Source organism: Halomonas citrativorans (assembly GCF_014898005.1).
GTDB classification, from domain to species: Bacteria; Pseudomonadota; Gammaproteobacteria; order Pseudomonadales; family Halomonadaceae; genus Vreelandella; species Vreelandella citrativorans.
On sequence record NZ_JABUYX010000013.1, the window covers coordinates 1 to 21,256 of the forward strand.

At 54.4% G+C, this 21,256-nt stretch carries 23 protein-coding genes and 2 pseudogenes; 7 read left to right on the forward strand and 18 right to left on the reverse strand.

The window, feature by feature from the left end; all coding sequences use genetic code 11:
• Positions 1-186: pseudogene (locus INT20_RS12030) on the forward strand (IS256 family transposase); the annotation flags it as partial.
• A 33-nt stretch (positions 187-219) separates the two neighbouring features.
• On the opposite strand, the pseudogene INT20_RS12035 reads toward INT20_RS12030, so the two are convergent.
• A pseudogene (locus tag INT20_RS12035) lies at positions 220-375 on the reverse strand (IS256 family transposase); the annotation flags it as partial.
• A complete protein-coding gene (locus INT20_RS12040) occupies positions 356-562 on the reverse strand; it encodes a LysR family transcriptional regulator (protein WP_226912159.1) in 207 nt (68 codons plus the stop codon). The gene INT20_RS12040 and the pseudogene INT20_RS12035, both read right to left, overlap by 20 nt.
• 224 nt (positions 563-786) lie before the next feature.
• Between INT20_RS12040 and INT20_RS12045 the strand changes: the two genes are divergently transcribed.
• From INT20_RS12045 to argE, 4 genes are read left to right on the forward strand one after another with little or no spacing between them, the layout of a single operon-like run.
• Positions 787-1,752, forward strand: a complete 966-nt coding sequence (locus tag INT20_RS12045; RefSeq protein ID WP_193054034.1) for a Bug family tripartite tricarboxylate transporter substrate binding protein — start codon at positions 787-789, stop codon at positions 1,750-1,752.
• 56 nt (positions 1,753-1,808) lie between these two features.
• The gene (locus tag INT20_RS12050; protein WP_193054035.1) at positions 1,809-2,312 is read left to right on the forward strand and encodes a tripartite tricarboxylate transporter TctB family protein; all 504 of its coding nucleotides are present in this window, start codon (positions 1,809-1,811) and stop codon (positions 2,310-2,312) included.
• 24 nt (positions 2,313-2,336) lie between these two features.
• Positions 2,337-3,809, forward strand: coding sequence for a tripartite tricarboxylate transporter permease (locus tag INT20_RS12055; RefSeq protein WP_193054036.1), 1,473 nt, complete (start codon positions 2,337-2,339; stop codon positions 3,807-3,809).
• Positions 3,810-3,844: 35 nt separating this feature from the next.
• Positions 3,845-5,029 carry an acetylornithine deacetylase gene (argE, locus tag INT20_RS12060; RefSeq protein ID WP_193054037.1) on the forward strand — a complete coding sequence of 395 codons (1,185 nt, stop codon included), beginning with the start codon at positions 3,845-3,847 and terminating at the stop codon, positions 5,027-5,029.
• A 362-nt stretch (positions 5,030-5,391) separates the two neighbouring features.
• Here the strand turns inward: argE and INT20_RS12065 are convergent, their stop codons facing one another.
• Positions 5,392-6,306, reverse strand: coding sequence for an AEC family transporter (locus tag INT20_RS12065; protein ID WP_193054038.1), 915 nt, complete (start codon positions 6,304-6,306; stop codon positions 5,392-5,394).
• A gap of 105 nt (positions 6,307-6,411) precedes the next feature.
• Here INT20_RS12065 and INT20_RS12070 point away from each other — a divergent pair, with 105 nt between their 5' ends.
• Positions 6,412-6,918, forward strand: coding sequence for a hypothetical protein (locus INT20_RS12070; protein ID WP_193054039.1), 507 nt, complete (start codon positions 6,412-6,414; stop codon positions 6,916-6,918).
• Positions 6,919-6,928: 10 nt separating this feature from the next.
• Here the strand turns inward: INT20_RS12070 and INT20_RS12075 are convergent, their stop codons facing one another.
• The 8 genes from INT20_RS12075 to INT20_RS12105 form a co-directional block, all read right to left on the reverse strand.
• Positions 6,929-7,750, reverse strand: a complete 822-nt coding sequence (locus INT20_RS12075) for a PHB depolymerase family esterase (RefSeq protein ID WP_319022140.1) — start codon at positions 7,748-7,750, stop codon at positions 6,929-6,931.
• A gap of 65 nt (positions 7,751-7,815) precedes the next feature.
• Positions 7,816-8,022 carry a hypothetical protein gene (locus INT20_RS18305; RefSeq protein ID WP_319022141.1) on the reverse strand — a complete coding sequence of 69 codons (207 nt, stop codon included), beginning with the start codon at positions 8,020-8,022 and terminating at the stop codon, positions 7,816-7,818.
• A gap of 3 nt (positions 8,023-8,025) precedes the next feature.
• The gene (locus INT20_RS12080) at positions 8,026-8,706 is read right to left on the reverse strand and encodes an FKBP-type peptidyl-prolyl cis-trans isomerase (RefSeq protein WP_172116855.1); all 681 of its coding nucleotides are present in this window, start codon (positions 8,704-8,706) and stop codon (positions 8,026-8,028) included.
• A gap of 268 nt (positions 8,707-8,974) precedes the next feature.
• Positions 8,975-9,418, reverse strand: coding sequence for a universal stress protein (locus INT20_RS12085; RefSeq protein WP_172116854.1), 444 nt, complete (start codon positions 9,416-9,418; stop codon positions 8,975-8,977).
• A 21-nt stretch (positions 9,419-9,439) separates the two neighbouring features.
• The gene (locus tag INT20_RS12090; protein ID WP_192526889.1) at positions 9,440-10,723 is read right to left on the reverse strand and encodes a TRAP transporter large permease; all 1,284 of its coding nucleotides are present in this window, start codon (positions 10,721-10,723) and stop codon (positions 9,440-9,442) included.
• Between the two features lie 30 nt (positions 10,724-10,753).
• Complete coding sequence (locus INT20_RS12095; protein WP_192526888.1) at positions 10,754-11,332, reverse strand: TRAP transporter small permease; 579 nt, start codon at positions 11,330-11,332, stop codon at positions 10,754-10,756.
• 282 nt (positions 11,333-11,614) lie between these two features.
• Positions 11,615-12,628, reverse strand: coding sequence for a TRAP transporter substrate-binding protein (locus INT20_RS12100; RefSeq protein ID WP_193054040.1), 1,014 nt, complete (start codon positions 12,626-12,628; stop codon positions 11,615-11,617).
• A gap of 168 nt (positions 12,629-12,796) precedes the next feature.
• Positions 12,797-13,369 (reverse strand): TIGR02444 family protein, encoded by a 573-nt coding sequence (locus INT20_RS12105; RefSeq protein WP_193054041.1) that lies wholly within the window; start codon positions 13,367-13,369, stop codon positions 12,797-12,799.
• A gap of 30 nt (positions 13,370-13,399) precedes the next feature.
• Here INT20_RS12105 and INT20_RS12110 point away from each other — a divergent pair, with 30 nt between their 5' ends.
• Positions 13,400-15,358, forward strand: a complete 1,959-nt coding sequence (locus INT20_RS12110) for an ATP-binding cassette domain-containing protein (protein WP_193054042.1) — start codon at positions 13,400-13,402, stop codon at positions 15,356-15,358.
• 34 nt (positions 15,359-15,392) lie between these two features.
• Here INT20_RS12110 and dtd read toward each other — a convergent pair whose 3' ends face one another.
• The 7 genes from dtd to INT20_RS12145 form a co-directional block, all read right to left on the reverse strand.
• Entirely contained in the window at positions 15,393-15,830 is a 438-nt protein-coding gene (gene dtd / locus INT20_RS12115) for a D-aminoacyl-tRNA deacylase (protein ID WP_193054043.1), read from the reverse strand.
• Between the two features lie 45 nt (positions 15,831-15,875).
• The gene (locus INT20_RS12120) at positions 15,876-16,721 is read right to left on the reverse strand and encodes a universal stress protein (RefSeq protein WP_193054044.1); all 846 of its coding nucleotides are present in this window, start codon (positions 16,719-16,721) and stop codon (positions 15,876-15,878) included.
• A 111-nt stretch (positions 16,722-16,832) separates the two neighbouring features.
• Positions 16,833-17,654, reverse strand: coding sequence for a bifunctional hydroxymethylpyrimidine kinase/phosphomethylpyrimidine kinase (thiD, locus tag INT20_RS12125; protein WP_087110476.1), 822 nt, complete (start codon positions 17,652-17,654; stop codon positions 16,833-16,835).
• Positions 17,655-17,662: 8 nt separating this feature from the next.
• The gene (locus INT20_RS12130; protein WP_087110474.1) at positions 17,663-19,078 is read right to left on the reverse strand and encodes a TRAP transporter large permease; all 1,416 of its coding nucleotides are present in this window, start codon (positions 19,076-19,078) and stop codon (positions 17,663-17,665) included.
• On the reverse strand, positions 19,078-19,626 hold the full coding sequence (locus tag INT20_RS12135) for a TRAP transporter small permease subunit (protein ID WP_087110472.1): 549 nt from the start codon (positions 19,624-19,626) through the stop codon (positions 19,078-19,080). The genes INT20_RS12130 and INT20_RS12135 overlap by 1 nt, the downstream gene beginning before the upstream one ends.
• 135 nt (positions 19,627-19,761) lie before the next feature.
• Positions 19,762-20,586 (reverse strand): endonuclease/exonuclease/phosphatase family protein, encoded by an 825-nt coding sequence (locus INT20_RS12140; protein WP_087110470.1) that lies wholly within the window; start codon positions 20,584-20,586, stop codon positions 19,762-19,764.
• 27 nt (positions 20,587-20,613) lie between these two features.
• Positions 20,614-21,246, reverse strand: coding sequence for a thiol:disulfide interchange protein DsbA/DsbL (locus INT20_RS12145; protein WP_087110468.1), 633 nt, complete (start codon positions 21,244-21,246; stop codon positions 20,614-20,616).
• Between the last annotated feature and the right edge of the window lie 10 nt (positions 21,247-21,256).

Here is a 21,256-nt window from a genome sequence, read left to right on the forward strand (position 1 = left end):
CAGTTCCGAAAACTCACCAAGACCAAGGGTGGGTTTGCCAACGAAAATAGCCTGTTGAAACTGCTGTATGCGGGTATTCTCAAGGCCTCTGAACGCTGGACTCACCCTGTGCAAAATTGGAACCTGACGCTGTCGCAAATGGCGATACATTTCCCAAAACGCCTGGACGGTCATATCGACCTATAATGACCAAACTGACACAAAGTTTTGAACACCCTCCTCTTGATTGTCGAGATGCGCGTCGAGCTCCGCCTGCATGGCAGCCTCGGTCAACTGCTTGATGAGCGGCGTCAGAATGCCCTCCTTGCCGGTGAGATCTTTCCCTTCTCGCAGGGCTTTCAGCGCCGCGTCCATGTCAAATGTTGGTTGTGTCATACATCACCTCTTTCCTCTTAGGGTAGAAGTGACACAGAATTCTGAACACTACCAAACCCAACGCTTCCTCAAGCCCAGTAAGTAATCGACTCACCATTGACTGGCTAATGCCCAACATCTCTGCAGCCGCCTTGGTGGTGCCGTGCTTCATAAATGCATCAAATGCTTCAATCTCTTTTATTTTCATTATCTTGAACTCACTCTAAAAACCTTCGCTAAATCATTAACAGATAAAAACGAACTTTATAAACCATAAGCTTGCAATTTTGGCCCACCACTAGAACATTAATGCATACTAAATAGAATCATTGAAACAAATTTCATACTTGTCTATGTTGAATAAGCTGGGTTTAAAACTGCTGCTGGCAACGCCGTTTAATAAAACTTCTAACAACTGCTGCGGAGATAAGTATGAAACTCACCCTAAGCTTAACGGCGGCAACGCTTCTCGCTGCGTCCACCGCCTATGCTCAAAGCTATCCTTCCGAACCCGTCACGCTCGTTGTTCCTTATGGCCCGGGCGGCGCTTCTGACCTTGCGGGCCGGGCCTTGGCGGAGTCTGCGCGCGAATATCTAGGCCAGCCTGTCACCGTCGTCAATCAGGCCGGCGCCGGTGGAATGACCGGCGCTCGCGATGTGACACAGGCCGAGGCCGATGGTTACACCCTGCTGTTGGCCCGCGTCGGCATGGCGCTGTCACCGGCGGTCAATGAAAACAGCAGTGTTGACTGGGATGAGTACACGTTTATCAGCCCACTTGAAGCCACTCCCATGATTCTGGCCGTGGCCGATGACTCCCCCTACGAAAACGTTGAGGATCTGCTGGAAGGCATCGAAAACAACCCTGGAGCAATGAGCTACGCCGCTTCTGGCGCCACCGCCATTGATGGTTTTACGGTGCAATCACTGCTTGCTGATGCGGGAATGGACCCATTGACGGCGGCAACATTGATTCCTTATCGGGGCGGCGGCGAGCTGGCAACGGCCCTGCTAGGTGGGCACGTTGATTTTCTCGCCATCGCGGCAGCGTCACTGATGCCGCATATCGAGAGTGGCGATATGCGCCCGTTAATGGTGTTCTCACCCGAGCGTATGGAAGCATTACCGGAAGTGCCCACCGCTGAAGAGCTGGGCTATGAGCTGGCAGGCCAGGTTATTGGCTGGAGCGCTTTGTACGGCCCGCCTGACCTGCCCGAAGAAGTGATGGATACCTGGAGCCAGGTAATGGAGCAGGTTGCCGAAGATGAGACGTGGCTCAGCCGTGCCGAAGGCCGTGGCTCGATTTCTACCATCGGCAGTGTCGATATGGAGACGTATGCAGAAGAGCAATACGAGTTCTATCGCTCCTTGGCTGAACAGTTTGGCTATCTGGAATAAATACACGCTAAACATCGCGTAACGACGGTATATATCACTTCATCGCTGGAGGGGTCATGGGTATAACACGCGGCTTGGTTATTACAGTGCTGTTCGGGATCGTGCTTTTTTTACTGATCCCCGCCTATGTGCCCCGCCCACGCTTTATTCCGGGGTTTGCACCACCGCCTGATATGTGGCCACGAACGGTTTCCATGCTGGGCATGGCGCTGGGAGTGCTGCTTGTCGGGCTATCGTTTTCCCGTAAAACCGAAGCACTCGCTGACCCTGAAGATGCCAGCGCCCTTCGCGGCGGTACACCTCTTGTCACGTTGCTCACTCGCTTCGGTTGGACAGTACTGGCCTTTGCGCTCTTTATCGGCGCGGTGACGCTATTAGGGTTCTTGTTATCGAGCATCCTGCTGTTAATGGCGATGCTGGTACTGACGGGTTATTGGCGCCACAAAATAGTGGCAACCATCGTAGCCATCATACTTCCAATGCTTCTCTACCTGTTTTTCTCCAGCGCTCTCAATACGCGTTTCCCGGTTGGTAGCCTTTTCAGGGTTCTCGGAATTTAACTGTCGCGTACAGGACTGACCACTATGCTCAACGATCTGCTGGTTGCCTTTCAGGCGGTGGCCACCTTTGAGAATTTCCTGATCATGGCCGCCGGTATCTGGGGTGGAGTGATTATTGGCGCGATTCCCGGCATGACCGGCACCATGGCCGTTACGCTGGCGCTGCCCTTCACCTTTTACATGCAGCCTATCCCGAGTATTTTGCTGCTTGTCGCGCTTTATAAAGGCTCGACCTATGGCGGCTCGGTATCGGCGATATTGATCAAAACCCCAGGTACTGCTTCAGCCGCCTGCACCACCCTTGATGGCTACCCTCTGGCCCAACAGGGAAAGGCGGGCAAAGCCCTTAACATGGCGCTCTACTCCTCATGTACCGGGGATTTTATTTCCAATCTCTCACTGTTTTTTATCGCCGCGCCACTGGCACTTCTCGCACTGCGTATCGGTCCTCCCGAATATTTCATGCTGATGATTTTTGCGCTCACTACCGTGGCGGGCGTATCCGGGCGCTCGCTACTGCTTGGGCTGGTTTCTGCATGCCTGGGGCTTTTGTTGGCCACCGTGGGTGAAGATATGTACGGCTCGTTCCGCTTTGACCTGACAGTGGATATGCAGAGCGGCTTGGCCGTGGCACCCGTGCTGATTGGCCTGTTTGCGATTCCCGAGCTTCTTAAGATTATTGTGTTTCGTCACAACCAAAACCATAAGCCCATGCAGCTGGGCGATAACCGCGTAACACGCAATGAGCTGCGCCGTTCCTTAAAAGCAATGCTCAAAGGCAGCATGATTGGGGTTGTGATGGGGGCCATTCCCGGCATTGGCCCTTCGGCGGCGGCCTTCTCCTCCTACGGCGAAGCACAGCGTAGTTCAAAGAACCGCGAAAACTTTGGTAAAGGCGAGCTGGAAGGCATCGCGGCATCAGAGTCTGCCAATAATGGCTGCTGTGGCTCCACCATGATTCCATTGCTAGCACTAGGCGTACCGGGTGACGTGATTACAGGCGTAATGCTGGGCGCTTTTATGATTCACGGTATGTCGCCAGGCCCCATGCTGTTTGAGAACAACCTTCATGAAGTTTACATGCTGTTTATTGGCATGCTGTTCTCATCCATTTTGCTGTTTGGGGCCGGCAAGGCAACGATGCGCTTTTTCTCGCATATCTCACGTATTCCGCCTGGCTTGATGGCGCCGATTGTCCTCGCCCTGTGCGTATTCGGTATTTTTTCGATCTCCAACAGCATGTATGACGTCATCGTGCTGCTGGCGATGAGCGTATTTGGCTTTTTCATGTTCCTGTTCGCCATTCCCGCCGCGCCCTTTTTAATCGCGTTCATTCTTGGCCCAATGCTGGAAGAAAACCTGCGTCGCGCCCTTGCCCTATCTCGTGGTGATCCCAGCATTCTGGTGTCATCGCCGATCACCTGGTTGTTCGCGTCTTTGGCGATATTTGTGGTGGTAGTAACGATTCGTCAGCAACTTAAAAAAGCCCAGGTTTGAGCCAACGACTCCCCTATTGCCGAGGATTTAACACCATGCAAGCTAGTACCACGCCGAACGCTCACCCGCAGTTGGCAGCTTCAATATCACACCTTGCCGACCTGATCGCTTACGACACAACGAGTGCGTACTCCAACCTCGAACTTATTGACTACATGGAGAAATTCTTCACCAATCTAGGCGCGGATGTGACGGTGTTACCGGATAAGAGCGGTGAGAAAGCCAACCTGGTCGCTCGTTTGGGCCCGGCCGACCTACCTGGCATCGTTCTCTCTGGCCATACCGACGTGGTTCCTGCCAACCCGAAGAGTTGGCTAAGTGACCCTTTCAAAATGGAGCAGCGCGGCAGCCGCCTGTTTGGTCGCGGCACCTGCGACATGAAAGGTTTTGCAGCGTGCGTCATGGCGGCAGCACCGGCGTTTGCCAACGCTGAACTACAGCGCCCCGTCTATTTCTGCTTCTCTCACGATGAAGAAGTGGGCTGCCTGGGGGCGCCCGCCATCGCACGCTATTTATCAGAACTGAAAGTACCACCGGCGTTGGCGATTATTGGTGAGCCCAGCGAAATGAAGCTGATCAACGGCCAGAAAGGCAAGATCGCCATGCGAGTGACGGTGCGCGGTGAAGGGGGGCACTCATCGTTTTCTCCCCAGCACGTCAACGCTGTCGAGTATGCCTCACGTATCATCACCATGATCGCTGAACGAGCACGACGATATGAGCAGGATGGCCCCTTCGATCACGATTTTACCGTTCCTCATGCCACCACCCTTACCACCATTATTGAAGGCGGTGTAGCAACCAACGTTACCCCCGACATGTGTAGCTTTATCTTCGAGCTGCGTAGCATTGATCAAGATGCGGCCGCCACGGATATTCAAACGCTGATCAACGATATCGAGTCGGCCCTGCTGCCCGAAATGCAGCGCCAATCATCAGATTCCGCCATTGAGTGGCAAGAGTTGTTTGCCTACCCTGCCATGGGCGATGCCACTGACAGCGAGATGTTTAAACAACTTGAACCCATTCTTCCCGAGCGTGGAGGAAAAGTGTCTTATGGCTCTGAAGGTGGCGTTTTCGAAGTTGATGGCGGTATACCTTCCGTAATACTTGGGCCTGGCTCCATTCGGCAAGCCCATAAGCCCGACGAATTTATAGAAATAGAGCAACTCAACCAATGTCTCGCTTTCTTCGATAAATTAAACGCTTGGATGAGATAATGAGGACTGAACAAGCAGTAGTGGTTATACATCCAAAACAGCCCAGAATTCGTTGAATTGATGGGTAAAGACTGCTGTAACAGGATTGATTTTATTTGACTTGGCCCCAACTGGCGGCATTACTTTAATTCACCATCCTGCACTTATTACAAAAAATAATTTACGTAATGTGCAAAAAAGAAAGCCACTCCAAAGGAGTGGCAAAAGACCGTGACTAGCAATGAGAGGGAGAAACCATGACAACAAACTGGCGGCTCGCTGTCGTGGTCTGTAGCGACTCATTAAACGCTACAAGCACAATATAATCATTATCATTTAACTCGTCAATACAAATGCGAATACTTTTTATTTATTTTTACATCTTACCCTGAGAGCTGTAACCAGAGCGGAAGCGTGAGCATGGCGAGTAGCGTTTGACCGGTGATAATGGCTGCCATTAGCTCAGCGTCACCGCCTAACTGGCGGGCCAGAATATAGGCCGAGGTTGCCGTGGGAAGTGCTGCAAACAGCAGCGCCACGTCCCGGCTAACGGTATCCAGGCCTAGCGCCCACGCCAGCACCAATACCAGCGCTGGCATTAGTAACAATTTGACGCTGTTGGTCGCTAGCAGGCCACGGTCAATGCGTAACAACGCGGCCGGGCGTAGTGCCACCCCCACGGCAACCAGCCCTAGTGGTAGCGCGGCACGCCCTAGCAGGCCGACGGTGTCCTCACTCCACCCTGGCAGGCCAATGCCGCTCAGGTTTAATCCTATGCCTGCCAGGCAGGCGAGGATCAGCGGGTTTTTCACCAGCGCCATGACGCTTTTACCCATGCTCGCACTGCCTAATGTGCCAGCAGCCACAAAACTTGCCACACACATGATGTTCACCACGGGCACCATCAGCGCTACGGCAACCGCTGCCGTGGTTGCACCTAACTCGCCATGCAATGCCGCGGCCCCCGCTACGCCTACATAGGTGTTAAAGCGCACCGCGCCTTGAAACACCGAGGTAAACGCTGCAGGCGTTAGCTGTAGCCAATGGCGAAACCACCAGATCAGTAGCCCAAAAAACGCAATGGCGCCTAATAGCACCAGGGCCAAGCGCCCTACCGGTACCTGGCTGACATCGGCGGTGGCCAGCGTTCCCACCAGCATGGCCGGGAAAAGCACAAAGTAAATTAGCCGCTCCATTTGCGGCCAAAAATCTGCACCGGGCCAGCGCCAGTAGCCCATGCCCGCTCCTAATAGAATGAGTAGGAACAGGGGCCCTAACGCAGTGGTAATACTCTCCATGGGTTTTCCTTAGTGACTGCGACATCACAGCACAACGACATCGACACGTTTACTGTTACCATGAAACGACACCCCGCCTCACGGCCTGCGTAGCGGTATTCTGCCATGAAGATACTACCTAAAACTGCTGGTTTTTCAGGTTTACAGGGACTCAAGGTGCTGATTTTAGTCACCGGTTTAGCACTGGCGATGTCTACATGGTACGTATTTTTTCATCAATATCACGATAACAGCCACGTTACCTGGTTCCCTTCCGCCGCCAGTTGCGATGTCCATGCTCACCCTTGTTCAGTCGCACTGGGCAGTGGGCGCCAGTTGACCTTTCATATTGATATCAACGGCCCTATAGAAGCGCACGCTGCTTTACCGTTGGAAGTCGATATTCAAGGCATTCCAGCCCATCAGGTCAACGTGGATTTGGTTGACCGCTATCGAGATTCGAGGATTGAGCGCTTTGTGCTGGATGCCATCACGCCAAGCCGTTTTCGTGGTCAAGGCCAAGTGGATAAAGAGGTGCAAACTGCTACGCCCTGGCGGGCACGCGTGATTCTTGAAACACCGGAGGGAGATATGGGGAGCTGGTTTGACTTTGAAGTGGTAAAGAAGAGCTAGCCAGGCAGAACTAGTCAGACAGAACCGGCATAACCGGCGCGGCTTCCAAACGGTCAAGCATACGCATGAGCGCGCTCGCCTGGACGCCTTCACGGGTATCGTGCAGCGGATTTTTCTGCCAGAGGCTTTCTGCATACCCCCACCAATCCCAGCACCCTTGCGGGTTCGACAAGCTGCTGTCAGCTTGTGGGTAAAGCACTATCTGCTGGTGGCTGGCGGCCCAATGATTCAAACCGCTATGGCTAACAAAGGTATCACCAATAGCGTTAGCGCTCATTTGGCAGCCGTGCAGCGCAATAGTGACCGGGCATGCTCCCTCTTCACATGCCGCGGGAATAAATACATACCCCGTGTCCGCTAGCCCTTTAACCGCAAACTCCGACTGATCGAAAGCGACCAGCTCTCCCGTTGCGGAAGTAGTTGTGGAAGTAGCTGCGGAAATAGAAGCGTCACGTTCGGGATATAACCAGGCAAGCATTTCTTGCGCAACATCTTCATCACAGGCCAGCACATGGCTACCACCGCCCTGGCGGCAGTTGCCCAATTCCTGCGGACCAACGGCCTCCTCCTCGCGTAGCTGGACTGGCCAGCCATGCCCCGCTGCCTGACTACGTACCCGTTGCAGTTGCTCAGGTGATGTCAGCCAGCCCAGCCACTGCTTGACCAATAGCTCAGCCAGCTCGGGCTGTACGACATCATCAGCATCGCCATACCAGATAAAGGCACGGAGCTGAGCCAGGTCTTCACGAGCACCGACCCGGTCATGCCTTTCATAACCCGCCCAACGTGCGTCTAGCCTGTCCAAGGCTGGCTGGCCTGCACGGGTTTGCATGCATTGATTAAGCGCAAGATTTAAGGAGCCCTGCGAACAGCCCCAAGGCCCTGCCGCCAGCACGCCTACACGCTAAAGCGCTCAGGCCAGGCAACCGCTAGCTGGGTTGCCATATAACCGCCTGATGAAACGCCAACGACGCTTGCCTGCTCTGACATGGCATTCAGCGCGGGCAAACGCTCAGGCGTTTCAGCCATTGCACTGGCTGCCAGCGGGCCGCTTAGCAACAACAACGCACTTAGCGTGTGAGCAACCCGCAGGGCCATAGGCATGGATTATTCAACGCCTAACAGTTCAACCCGGAACGTGAGCATTTCATTGGGGCCAATCGGGCCTTGGCCGTTTTCGCCGTAAGCCAGGTCAGCAGGGATATACAGCATCCAGCTATCGCCAACGCTCATCATCTGCAGGCCTTCCTGCCAGCCTTCAATAACTTGATTGACCTGGAAGCTAACCGACTCGCCGCGCTCAAACGAGCTGTCGAATATCGTGCCATCCAGCAGCATGCCTTCGTAATTCACCTCAACAGTGTCCTCAGGCCCGGGCGTTGCACCATCGCCCGACTCAAGCACTTCGTACTGCAGGCCAGAATTCGTCACCTCTACGCCCTCACGCTCGGCGTTTTCTGCCAGGAACTCTTCGCCTTCCTCGAGGTTTGCCTGGCCGATCTCAGCGGCTTCCTGTTCACGCGCCTCCAAAGAGCGCTCCTGGAAGGCCATAATGGCCTCAACCATTTGCTCTTCGTCGAGCGCCAACTCATTGTCCTCGAAAACATCGCGCATGCCGTCGTTAAACGCATCCAGGTCAAGGTCGCCGATATCCGCTTTCATGCTTTCACCCAGCGTAACCCCAAGGCTGTAGGCAAGGCGCTGATCGTCAGTTTCAGGGGCCGCAGCAACAAACGGTGCCACTAAAAGCAGACCTGTCAGAGCCGTTGAGGAGAGCAATGTTTTCATAAAAAAGTAACCTTATTCGACGGCGCAATACGCCAGATGTTAAGTGCTTCAAAGCCTAACACCCGCTTCAGGGTGTATCTACCTGAAACGGGTGCTGTTGTTACGACTGTAGTTAAGACCGTAGTTAAGACCGTAGTTAAGACCGTAGTTAAAACCGTAGTTAAAACCATAGTTAAGACTGTAGCTACGCCTGTTACGACCTCGCTTTTACCAAGAGGTTTAACCTTGTGCAGCAATGCTTACGTCAATCGTGATGCCTACAACGAAGCTACACCACCAAGGTGGGACAATGCGCCGCACCGGCCACCCGTTGAGATACACTGCCCAGCAGCATGCTTTTTTCGCCGTTAGTGCCTTGAGCACCAATCACGATCAAATCGCACTCTCGCTTCCAGGCGAAGCGTGCAATGGTACGTGAAGGCCGACCTCCTTTAACAAAAGCACGCACGCTCGTGCTGTCCGCGCCTTGCTCAATGGCATGGTTTTTCGCGTGTATAGCGATCTCGGTGGCGTACTCTTTTAACGCATCGTCGGGAATATCCAACTGATTGGGGCGTACCATGGAAAGTGACGCCTCAAGCAGGCTGTGGTGCTTGAATACGCACAAGAAATAGAGCTCAGCGCCCGTTAGCAGATGTAACCCTACTGCTTTATCGAGCGCCTTAATGGCGCCTTTCGAGCCATCCACTGGGACTAAAATGCGGTTAAACATGCAGTTCTCCTTAATGGAAGGCTAGCGGAACGCCAGGTCGCGTAGAAACAGCGCAATCTGCGGGAACATGATGAGAAGCGCGGCCGCCAGAATGAGCATAAAGATAAACGGCGGCGTGCCTTTAATAACTTCCCAGTAAGGCCGCTTAAAGATCGCAATCGCGGTAAAGATGTCGCAGCCAAACGGTGGTGTGGCCGAGCCAATCGCCACCTGCAGGGTAATCAAGATGCCGACCAGTACCGGGTCGAGTCCTGTTGCGGCAATGGCAGGGGCAAAGATAGGCGTAAGCACGAGGATAACCACGATAGGGTCAACGAACATGCAGGCGATAAAGAAGGAGATACAAATCGCGATCAAGACACCGGTCGGCCCGGCATCATTCACGCCTACGGCTTCCAGGATCGTTTGGGGAATTTGAGCGAAGGAAATAATCCAGGAGAAGCTATTACCGACTGCTACCAGGATAAACACCACAGCGGTAATCAAGCCGGTAGATTTGGCAATCGTGTAGATATCGGCCATTTTGAGGGACCGAAACACCACAAATTCCAGCAGCACCGCATACAGCACACACGCTGCGGCAGCCTCCGTAGGGCTAAAAATACCGCCATAAATACCACCGACAATAATAACCGGGAAACCCAACGGCCAGAGCGCTTTTTGAACCGCAACGCCACGCTCTCTCCAGTTGGCTTTCGCCTCAGTCGGTACATCCTTAACGATGGCGTAGGTAATACAGTAGGCTGAAAACATCAACAGAATCAGAAGACCGGGGCCAATACCGGCGATAAACAGCTCACCAATCGATGTGCCCGACACGACCCCGTAGATAATCATGCCAATACTCGGCGGAATCAAAAAAGCGATATCGCTGGCATTAATAATCAGCGCCAGCGTAAAGGAGTCGGAGTAGCCGGCTTTAAGCATTTTGGGCCGCAACGGCGAACCCACCGCGACCACGGTTGCTTGGGTTGAACCTGAAACAGCGCCAAACAACGTACAAGAGGCCGCGGTACTGACCGCAAGCCCGCCCTTAATATGGCCGATAAACGACATTACCATCGCGATCAAACGGTTAGCCGATTGGCCGCGGGTCATAATATCGGCCGCTAAAATAAACATGGGTACCGCGATCAGTGAGGCTGGCCGTATGCCTGCCATCATTTGCTGAATCAGCGTATCCATCTGGCCGAAGCCGTTAAACATCATGTAAAAACCGATGATCGCCGCTGCAATGAGCGGCACCATCATGGGAAAGCCCAGCAGTAGCAGGGCAATCATGGTGACTATCATTATTGTCGTCATAGCTCTTTCCTCAGGATACGATGCCCTGCGTCAAACTTCAGTTTCGGTATCTTTATAACCATCGACCACACCCGTTGAGAGATACACATCCCGACTCGTGAGGTTTTTAATGGCGGTTAGCAGGTACTGAATACCCGTGATGAAAAAGCCCATCGGCACCCATAGGTAAATTATCCAGACCGGCAAACTTAACGAAGGCAGCACGCGTCCTTTGCTATACAAGTCGAGGATATAAACGATCGAGTAGTAAAACAGGAAGAACATAATGAAAGAGGTGACGAGCGAAATGCAGATCATCAACGCTTTACGCCCACCCACCGGTAAAGCGTCGTAAATTGCCGACATGCGTATATGACGCCCATGGCGCGCCGCATAGCCAATACCAGCAAACGTAATCATGATGATCAAAATGCGGTTTAATTCACCGGAGAACATGATGCTATTGCCAAATACAAAGCGGGCAATCACATTGGTGACCGTATTCAGCGCCATTAGCAAAACCCCTAGCGCCAATATCACTGACTCGATTTTGCTAATTGCAGTGTCGATCACTCCCAACACGCCGGGTAAACCAGAATGATAGCTCTTTTCGGATTCTTCATCGGTCATGGCCGGACTCCTTTTTAACGGCATGTTTAGCGGCATGACGATGGCTAGCAACGGCCAATAACATGCTAGTCATCAAGGTTATTCCACGTTCAAAGTTGAAGGGTGAGAGAGCAGTACCGACATACGTTTAGCGTAGGGGGTACTCAAGCTTTTCGCCTTTTGTATGGGGCTACTATCCACCAACGTTGCTCCCCTTAAAGGTATCGATAAACAATAGAAAAGGGGCAGCCGTGGCTGCCCCTGATATGAGTCACCCTTTCTGCCTTAAACGGCAACTCAACATTACGGGTTTGTGGCTTCCAGGTCGGCTTTGAACTGCTCCAGCAGTTCAGCGCCACCCTCACCCGTCATTTCGAGGAAGGCTTCTTCCACTTGTGGCGCCCGTTCACGGAACATCTGAATCTGCTCTTCGTTCAGACGCGTAACGGTCACATCGCTAGAAGCCGCCTGGATTTTCTCCAGCGCTTCGTCGGCCAAGCCCTGGATGTGCTCCATGGTTTGGTCATAAGCAGCTTCAGAGGCATCTTGAACCAGCTGCTGGTCTTCTTCAGAAAGATCTGAATAGAAGTCCTGGTTCGCCATCATGGCGGTGGTGAACCAGCCATGGCCGGTAAACGTCAGGTGCGGAGAGACTTCATAGAGACCGCCCGACTCGATCCAGAAGATCGGGTTTTCCTGGCCGTCAAGAATCCCGGTTTGCAGACCACCGTACACTTCACCCCACGGCAGCGGAGTGGGTGTTGCACCAAACGCGCTGTAGGTTTCTGACAACAGCGGGTTGGTCATGGTACGGATTTTCTTGTTCTGCAGATCCTCGGGCGAGCTGACCGGCTCATCGGTGGTAATCACCATTTCGCCTTCTGGGTACATCTTAAGAAGTTCAAGCCCCTGCTCAGCGTAAAGCTCGGGGAACATCTCGTTAATCGCTTCGCTTTCGTCGAAGAACGTTAGCACCGTATCTTGATCGGTAGGCAGAAGGTAAGGAATAAAGAAAATCTGAGCTTCTGGAATCAGCGCGCCGGTAAAGCCCGGTGACTGGTTAACAAACTGGAGAATGCCGTTTTGAGTCTGCTCCATGATGTCGTCAGACTCGCCCAGTTCGCCAAAGCGATAAACCTGAACGGTGTGGTCGGAATTATCTTCGATATACTCTTTGAATGCGTAGGCGAACACATCCTGTACATCACCTTCGTACTCTTCGTGAGCGTAGCGCCAGTTGTCTGCCTGGGCAGCCGCGGTCATGCCCAGCAACAGTGCGCCAACGCTAGCCGTCGTTACTAACTTGCTTGCCTTCATGCGATGTTCCCCTTGCAGTGGTAAGCGCGCCGTACGAGTGCGCAAAAATTCTGCCTTTGTTTTTTTACATTCGCTTTTTAACATTCGCTGACACGCAAAAACGTTATCCATTGCTGTGGGTCAGCGGACGCATAACGAAAGATTATTCAAAAGCAGCTTATTTTCAGGCTAGCGCGGTGACTCGAAGTGGTCAAGCCGGGCTGCCAGGGTTTGCCAAGCGTTAACCACGCTTTCGCGCGCGCTTGGCTCACCCTGACAACCTTTGTCAAGTTCGGCAAAAAACAGCTTATCTTGCAGCCATTTCTCGCTATCGTTCGAAAACAACGCGCAGTTTGTTAATCGCTGGTCGCTGTCAGAATTTTCGATCGCCCACCTTTGCCAACGTTGAAGGTTTTCACGTTCGGCCTGCAGCTCAGCCTGCTGAATCGTTTTACGCAGAGCGGAAACAGAGGCGCTGTGTCGTGCCTGGGGCTTTAACGTGCGGCGTAAATGACGCAGCACTTCTGTGGTCTCACGCTGCCATAGCTGACGCCGCTCACGCTGTGGCGCCAGCGCTTCTGGGCGTGCTTCAAGCCCATTCACAAACAGCCAGCCGTGAAATAACAGCTCGCACACATCGACGCCTAATGTGTCCTGTAGCGTCAGGCAGGCGTCTTCAACGCCGGGGGCTTTATAAAACGAGAGGGCAAAATCCCATAATGGCATCTGCTCCAGGCGGCGCAATCGGTTAGAATCGAGCATTGGTTTACCCACTTTTCATTGGGAGAGAGCATGATCGCACTGCGCCAAGTCGCCCTGCAACGCGGCACGCAAACGCTACTCGAGAACGCCGACTTGACCCTGCACGACGGTATCAAGGCGGGTATTATCGGGGCAAACGGCGCTGGTAAATCGAGCCTTTTCAAGCTCCTGCTGGGTGAATTAGGCCCCGACCAGGGCGATGTTGAAATGAGCGGTGGGCAACGCATCGCACATATGGCCCAGGAAGTTGAAGCGCTTGATCGGCCAATTATCGAATATGTGCTGGATGGCGATAAGGCCCTGCGCCAAGCTGAAGCCGAACTGCTCGCCGCCCAGGAGGCGGGCGAAGCGCACCGCGAAGCCGAGCTTCACGGGCTAATCGAAACCCTGGATGGCTACCGTGCAGAGTCTCGCGCCGCCCAGTTACTGGTTGGGCTTGGCTTTTTCCAGCCAGATCTTTCCCGTCCGCTTTCCGACTTTTCAGGCGGCTGGCGAATGCGCGTTAACCTGGCGCGTACGCTGTTTATGCCCTCTGACTTATTGCTGCTGGATGAGCCCACCAACCACCTGGACCTCGACGCGCTGCTGTGGCTGGAGCAGTGGCTAAGCCGCTACCCAGGCACCCTGCTGCTGATTTCCCACGACCGCGATTTTCTGGATGCAGTATGTGACCACATTGTGCACATGTACCACCAGACGCTTGAGCTTTATCGGGGCAACTACTCTCTCTTTGAGCGAACGCGAGCCGAGAAGCTAGCCCTGCAACAAGCCGAAGCCGCCAAGCAGCAGGCCCGCCGCGAAGAGATTGAGCGCTTTATTGCACGCTTCAAAGCTCAGGCAACCAAAGCGAAGCAGGCGCAAAGCCGGGTAAAAATGCTGGAGCGTATGGAAGATATTGCCATCGCCCACGTCGATTCGCCCTTTCACTTCACGCTACCGGCCGCCGATAAAACCTCGCACCCGCTGCTGGTACTTGATCAGGCCCAGCTGGGCTATCAGGGTAAAGAGCGTGACACCGTTCAGCTCGACAAGGTCAATATTACGCTGCTGCCGGGCAGCCGTATTGGCCTGCTGGGGCCTAACGGTGCGGGTAAATCAACGCTGATCAAGTCCTTGACCGGCGAGCTTGAGCTGCTAAACGGCAAGCGCGTTCCCGGTGAGCACTTGGCGATTGGCTACTTTGCCCAGCACCAGTTGGAAGGGCTAGATGTCACCTCTACCCCTTTTGTGCATGTCCAGCGCCTTTCACCTAGAGCCAGCGACCAGGAGATTCGCAACTTTCTGGGCGGCTTTGGTTTTAAAGGCGATGACGCCTTTGGCAAAGTGGCTACTTTCTCAGGCGGTGAAAAAGCGCGTTTGGCACTGGCGCTGGTCGCCTGGCAAAAGCCCAACTTGCTGCTGCTGGATGAGCCCACCAACCACCTGGATCTGGAAATGCGCGAAGCGCTTACCGAGGCGCTGGCCGGTTTTGAAGGCACGGTGATTCTGGTATCCCACGACCGCCACCTGCTGCGTGCTACGGTCGATGAGTTCTGGTGCGTGGCGGACAACCGTGTAGAGCCGTTTGATGGCGACCTTGAGGATTATCGCGCCTGGTTGAAGGCACGCCTTGAGGAGAGCCGCCGCGACTCGCGCAGCGAGAAAAACGAACGTCAGAACCAGCAACCCAGCGGGGATAGCCGCGACGCGCGCAAGGCAGCCCGTAAGGCCGCTGCCGAGCTGCGTGAAAAGCTGCGTCCGCTGAAAAAAGAGCGCGACCAGGCTGAAAAAGCCATGGAAAAAGCCCAGGCCGAACTGGAAGACGTAGAGTCTGTGCTGGCCGACCCCGAGCTTTATACCGACAGCAGCCGCAAGGCCGAGCTTACCGATGCGCTGGCCCAGCAAGCCACCATCAAGGCCCGCCTGGACAGTTCCGAGCAGCAGTGGCTAGCAGCGGAAGAGTCGCTGGAAGCCATGGAAGCTGAGCTGTTGGCCAGTGAAAACGCTTAGTGCCAGGATGTTTGTACTCTGCGAAACCAAATAGCTAGCTTTCCAGCAGGAACGTCACCGGGCCATCGTTAACCAGCGCCACCTGCATATCGGCGCCGAACTGGCCGGTGGCCACCTTCGGCCAGGCCGACTGGGCCTGGCTGACCAGCGCATTAAACAGCCGTTCACCTTCGGCAGGGGGAGCGGCGCTGGAAAAGCCCGGGCGCAGGCCCTTATGGGTTTCAGCGGCCAGGGTAAACTGCGATACCAGCAGCAAGCCACCGTCTACCTGCTGAAGATTGAGGTTCATTTTGCCTTCGGCGTCGCTAAAGACACGGTAGTGCAAAAGTCGGTGAAGTATTTTCTCAACGGCGGCGTCAGTGTCGCCCTTCTCAACACCCACCAGTGCCAATAACCCTTGCTCAATAGCACCCACCGCTTGCCCCTCGACACTGACGCTTGCCTGGCTCACACGCTGTATCAGTACTTTCACTTGCACTTCTCCTGACGATATCAGCGCCTAGTGTACCTATTCACGTCACCAGGCGCGGCATAACATCAGATCGCAGTGGGGTTCGCTGAGCAGCGCTTGCGTTAGCTGGCTGGAGTGAAAAGGCTGGCTACGGCTACTCATCACCGCCAGGTCAGGCGAATGGTACCTGATATAGTCCTGGGTCACCTCGCACGGCGTGCCGGGTTCAAGCACCAGCTCAATATCGGGGGCATCGTCGAGCTCGCGCACCAGTTCATCAATCTGGTGTTTTAATGCCTCCCGCAGGTGCGCCACTTCCTGCTCACGCCACTGAGCAAAAGTGACCTCAGAACCCAGTGCCTCTTCACCGGGCACTGTCCAGGCATGCAGCAGTGTTAGTTTTGCATCGGGAAAGTGGCTTAGCGTCTGTTTTAGCATGCGGCGAGCGCTCAAACAGGCATCAACGGGTATCACAATATGCTGCCAGGGCTGGGTGGGCGTGTACTGGGTAATCACCACAGGACACGGCGCATTGCGTACGACGCGCATTAGCGTGGTGCCCGCCAACAGCGCTTTCTGGCCACGCTTGCGGTGCATCCCCAATACAATCAACCTGGCCTGCTCTTCATGGGCCTTGCGTGCAATTTCAACATGGGGTTCGCCGGTAACGGTTTGCACCACGGTCTTGGGGGCTTCCAGCGCGTAGTCTTCACGAATATCGGTCAACGTGGCGCCAATATCTTCATTGATCGCATGCTCTACTGCTTGCAGTAGCCGATGCGGCAGATGGGGGTCCAGCACATGCAGAACATCCAGATGGGCGTTGTGCGTATAAGCAAGGCGCAAGGCGCGCGCAAAGCCAGCGCGATTTTCAGCAGAGAGGTCAGTGGCAAACACAAACGTGCGGGTCATGGCATAACGCTCCTCAGACAAGCATCCAGGCAGTCGTTTCACAGACACCCTTCAGCATGGTGGGCGAAGCCATATCCCGCAAGCTAACGATTCATTTTAGCGTGTAGCGCGTTACCACCAGGCATGAAAATGGTGCACCGGCCCGCGCCCTTTGCCAACGCTTAGTTGAACGCTGGCCTCAAGAGCAGCATGCAGCCACCGTTTAGCATCGCTAATAGCCGCAGCGGGGGCCTGGGCAGGCGCATCCATGGGCAGCTTTGCCAGGCAGGCCGCAATAGCGGATGACAAGGCGCAGCCGGTGCCGTGTAAGTTCTCTGTTTGGATACGTGACGCAGGTAGCCACTCGTGACCATCCGGCGTTGCCAGCAAGTCAGGGCATGTCTCGCCACGCAAATGCCCCCCCTTTAACACGACATAAGGCGCGCCCAGCTGGGCCAAGCCTGGCAACATGGCTTCCATGGCGTCCAGGCTCGTAGGTGAGGCGGTATCCAGCAGCACGGCGGCTTCTGGCAGGTTAGGTGTGATCACATCGGCCAGCGGTACCAGAATGTCGCGTACCGCCCGAATCCCCACATCGTCTACCAAAATATCGCCACTTTTGGCGACCATCACCGGATCAAGCACGATCCAGCGTGGGCGGCGCTTGCGCAGTACATCAGCAATCACGTCAGCGACATCCTGGCTTGCGACCATGCCAATCTTGACGGCATCCAGCTCCACATCGTCCAACAGGGTTTCCAACTGCTCACGGATCGCCTGGGGGGATACCGGATAGACCGAGGAAACGCCGCAAGTATTTTGCGCAATCACCGCCGTAATCACATTGGTGCCATAGACGCCCAGCGCCGAGAACGTCTTTAAATCACCCTGCAGCCCTGCGCCACCGGAGGGATCAGAGCCTGCAATCGTCAGTACATTTACGTTTCGTGTCATGGGGTTTCCTAAATAACCGACGGTAGCCACGTGGCAAGCTCGGGGAACAGCGCCAGCGCCAATAGCATTCCCAGTTGCAAAAGAATAAACGGAATGACGCCTCGGTAGATGGCGGAGGTCGGCACACTTTGTGGCGTTACGCCCCGCAGGTAAAAGAGCGCAAACCCAAACGGCGGCGTTAAAAACGAGGTTTGCAGGTTAACGGCGATCATAATACCTAGCCAAATGGGGTCAACGCCCATGGCCAGCAGAACCGGGCCGACAATCGGCACCACAACAAAGGTAATTTCGATAAAGTCGAGGATAAACCCAAGCAGGAAGATCACCAGCATGACCACGATCGTGGCGCCTACAACGCCCCCCGGCATCGCTTCAAACAGGTGGGTCACCAGTTCTTCACCGCCGAAGGCACGGAAAACCAGCGAAAACAGCGCCGCCCCAATCAGGATTAAAAACACCATGCTGGTGACTTTAGCGGTGGAGTACACCACCTCGCGCAGCATGGGAACACTCAGTTGGCGATTAAAAGCGGCCAGCAGCAAGGCACCAAACGCGCCCACGGCGGATGCCTCGGTGGGCGTCGCAATGCCGCCCAAAATAGACCCCAGCACGGCAACGATCAGCAGTACCGGGGGTAAAAGCCCTTTTATGAGTAGCGGCCAGATACTGCCGGTATGCCCAAGCTCTTGCATCAACGCCTGACGATCAGCGGCAGGAGCGGCGCCCGGCTTAAGCCACGCCACCATCAGTAAGTAGATAATATATGCGACCACCAGTATCAGGCCGGGCACCAGTGCGCCAACAAACAGATCCCCTACGGAAAGCGTTTTCGGGCTCCAGGCGCCCATGGCAAGCTGGGCCTGTTGGTAGGCATTGTTGAGCACGTCGCCCAGTAACACCAGCGCAATGGACGGTGGAATAATCTGACCAAGCGTTCCGGTCGCACAAATAGTGCCGGTCGCAAGCGCTGGCGAGTAGCCACGCTTTAGCATCGTAGGTAGCGAGAGCAGGCCCATGGTGACCACAGTAGCCCCTACAATACCGGTAGACGCGGCCAGCAGCATACCGACCAAGACCACGGCAATGCCCAGCCCCCCACGTAGAGCGCCAAACGCCATGGTCATCGCGTCTAACAGTGTTTCAGCGACCTTGGACTTCTCAAGCAGCACACCCATCAGCACAAATAAAGGCACCGCCAGCAGGGTGCTATTGGTCATGATGCCGTAAATTCGGTTGGGCATGGAGTTCATCCAGCGCGCTTCAAACGGCACCGCAACGCCCATCGACTGAAGCAACCATCCCAACCCGGCAAATGCCAGCGCAGTGCCCGCCAGCGACAGCGCCACCGGATACCCCAGCATTAAAACAACGCAAACCGTGGCGAATAGTATCAGCGGCATACCTTCCAATAGAGTCGCCAGCACTAGATGATCTCCTCATGCTCAGAAATAGGCGCAGGCAGTTTGCCGCGAATGATCAATATTTTGCGGATTAACTGGGCTACCGCCTGGAGAAGCATCAGCGCCACCATCGCCAGGATCATTGACTTGAGTAGAAAGACGGCAGGAATACCGCCATTGGCGGAGCGTTCCATGATCGACCAGCTGCTGTAAACGTAGTGAAAGCTCGTGATCGCAATAAATAGCATCACCGGGATCAGTAAAAACAGCGTACCGAGAAGATCGATCCAGGCACGGCCGCGGTCGGACATGCGCCGATAAAAGATATCCACCCGCACATGGCCCTCGTGACGCAGCGTCCAGCCAGCGCACAGCATAAATACGGCGGCATGCATATACATTACCGACTCTTCCATCACAATACTGTTCATACCGAAGGCGTAACGCATGACAACGATGGCGAACTGAACCAGCATCATGATCACAACCAGCCAGGCAATGGCCCGGCCAACTCTCTCCGTCACGCAGTCGAGCCAGCGGAGCAACCGCGGCTCATGAGCATTGGCGTGCATGTTAAATGTCCTACACAAAGAAACGGCCTGGAATCATCGCTGATTCCAGGCCGAACGTCATCCCTAAACAGGCAATTATCTACCGGTTAAAGCGGCTTAAAACGCACATATTCGCCCGTTTGACGGCCTTAAGCGTTAGTTGGCGTTTTCAATCGCCAATAGACAGGCGTTAGGTAACGGTAGATCAACGGCAATAGGCAGGTGATCAGAGAACAGATGATCCATTACCCGCACCTCAGCGGCCTCCAGCGTTTGCGAGAGCAGAATATGGTCCAGCGCACGTCGTGGCTGCCACGAGGGATAGCTCAATAGCGGTTTAACCGGATGAAGCGGCAGCGAGGCACTAAACCGCTGATGGGCGTGCAACTGATCCGGCGTGCAGTTGAGATCGCCCATCACCACCACGTGATGTAGCGGCTCAATAATTTCACTCAAGTAGTCAAGCTGACGCCCACGCCCACGCTGGCTAAGCGCCAAGTGAGCAATAAAAATATGTAACGCATCCGGCCCGTTACCAAAACGTACGTGAATGGCCCCGCGACCAGGTAACGTACCGGGCAAACGGTGCTCTTCAATCTTCGTAGGTGTCAGACGCGAAAGCAGGCCGTTACTGTGCTGGGCGATACGCCCCAGATTACGGTTTAACTGTTTAAAGTGATGCGGAAACCCGGCCTGAGCGGCCAGGTACTCCACCTGATTGATACGACTGGAGCGAAAACTGCCGCCATCGGCCTCCTGAAGCCCCACCACATCAAACTGGCTCAACACATCGCCCATAATATCCAGACGTTTAACGCGCTGAGGGTTCGGCAAGAAGTGCTGCCAACTGCGGGTAAAGTAGTGATGATAAGCAGACGTTTGGATGCCCACCTGCAAATTAAACGTCAGCAAGCGAAGGTGCCCCGTTTCTAGCAGAGACGATAACTTGCCCGGCTGATTCACTGTTGTCAGATTGACCATCTGCTTATCACCCCATGCCCTTACACCTTACTGCGCGCGCTCAGTACGCACGCGCTCGATGAGTGCTTCTGCCACTTGCGGCATATTCTCAAGGCTGCCTGCGGTGCTGGGGGTAATAACGTAACGGCCATCAACCACCAGCGCGGGCACACCCATCAAGCGCATTTCACGAATACGACCGTGGGCGTTGTTAACTTCGCTGCGTACGCCAAACGAAGTTAAGGATTTTTTGGCATCTTCTTCACTGACACCATAATCGGCAAAAAAGTCGGCAATATCGTCCGCATCCGTTAACGCGCGGTCATCCTGGTGAATCGCCGTAAAGAAATCAGCATGCAAATCGTCTTCAATGCCTAGCGACTCGGCAGCATAAAAAGCCGTCGCGTGAACATTGGAGTTTCCGCCCATGACAGCGGGCATATGCACAATACTTACGTCATCATCTAGTGTTTCGTACCATTCAGTGATGGGTGCTTGAAGGCGGTTGCAGTGAGGGCAGCCGAACCAGAACACTTCGGTCACTTCGATGTGATCCTCATCGACCTGAGTCGCGACCGGTGAATCAAGCAGCGTATAGTCTTTACCTTCTACCAATTCCTGAGCGCTGACAGATGCTGAAAGGCCTAAACCGGTCAGGGCAACCAATAACGTTTTGAACATGCGACAATTC

Bases quoted from the DNA above. Each gene is read 5' to 3' on its own strand.
- INT20_RS12140 (WP_087110470.1), bottom strand. From the start codon at position 20,586: ATGGTCAATCTGACAACAGTGAATCAGCCGGGCAAGTTATCGTCTCTG.
- INT20_RS12080 (WP_172116855.1), bottom strand. From the start codon at position 8,706: ATGAAAACATTGCTCTCCTCAACGGCTCTGACAGGTCTGCTTTTAGTG.
- INT20_RS12095 (WP_192526888.1), bottom strand. From the start codon at position 11,332: ATGACCGATGAAGAATCCGAAAAGAGCTATCATTCTGGTTTACCCGGC.
- INT20_RS12105 (WP_193054041.1), bottom strand. From the start codon at position 13,369: ATGCTCGATTCTAACCGATTGCGCCGCCTGGAGCAGATGCCATTATGG.
- INT20_RS12120 (WP_193054044.1), bottom strand. From the start codon at position 16,721: ATGACCCGCACGTTTGTGTTTGCCACTGACCTCTCTGCTGAAAATCGC.
- INT20_RS12040 (WP_226912159.1), bottom strand. From the start codon at position 562: ATGAAAATAAAAGAGATTGAAGCATTTGATGCATTTATGAAGCACGGC.
- INT20_RS12100 (WP_193054040.1), bottom strand. From the start codon at position 12,628: ATGAAGGCAAGCAAGTTAGTAACGACGGCTAGCGTTGGCGCACTGTTG.
- thiD (WP_087110476.1), bottom strand. From the start codon at position 17,654: ATGACACGAAACGTAAATGTACTGACGATTGCAGGCTCTGATCCCTCC.
- INT20_RS12065 (WP_193054038.1), bottom strand. From the start codon at position 6,306: ATGGAGAGTATTACCACTGCGTTAGGGCCCCTGTTCCTACTCATTCTA.
- INT20_RS12145 (WP_087110468.1), bottom strand. From the start codon at position 21,246: ATGTTCAAAACGTTATTGGTTGCCCTGACCGGTTTAGGCCTTTCAGCA.
- INT20_RS12050 (WP_193054035.1), top strand. From the start codon at position 1,809: ATGGGTATAACACGCGGCTTGGTTATTACAGTGCTGTTCGGGATCGTG.
- INT20_RS12135 (WP_087110472.1), bottom strand. From the start codon at position 19,626: ATGCACGCCAATGCTCATGAGCCGCGGTTGCTCCGCTGGCTCGACTGC.
- INT20_RS12090 (WP_192526889.1), bottom strand. From the start codon at position 10,723: ATGACGACAATAATGATAGTCACCATGATTGCCCTGCTACTGCTGGGC.
- INT20_RS12110 (WP_193054042.1), top strand. From the start codon at position 13,400: ATGATCGCACTGCGCCAAGTCGCCCTGCAACGCGGCACGCAAACGCTA.
- argE (WP_193054037.1), top strand. From the start codon at position 3,845: ATGCAAGCTAGTACCACGCCGAACGCTCACCCGCAGTTGGCAGCTTCA.
- INT20_RS18305 (WP_319022141.1), bottom strand. From the start codon at position 8,022: ATGCCTATGGCCCTGCGGGTTGCTCACACGCTAAGTGCGTTGTTGTTG.
- INT20_RS12075 (WP_319022140.1), bottom strand. From the start codon at position 7,750: ATGCAAACCCGTGCAGGCCAGCCAGCCTTGGACAGGCTAGACGCACGT.
- INT20_RS12045 (WP_193054034.1), top strand. From the start codon at position 787: ATGAAACTCACCCTAAGCTTAACGGCGGCAACGCTTCTCGCTGCGTCC.
- INT20_RS12070 (WP_193054039.1), top strand. From the start codon at position 6,412: ATGAAGATACTACCTAAAACTGCTGGTTTTTCAGGTTTACAGGGACTC.
- INT20_RS12085 (WP_172116854.1), bottom strand. From the start codon at position 9,418: ATGTTTAACCGCATTTTAGTCCCAGTGGATGGCTCGAAAGGCGCCATT.
- INT20_RS12055 (WP_193054036.1), top strand. From the start codon at position 2,337: ATGCTCAACGATCTGCTGGTTGCCTTTCAGGCGGTGGCCACCTTTGAG.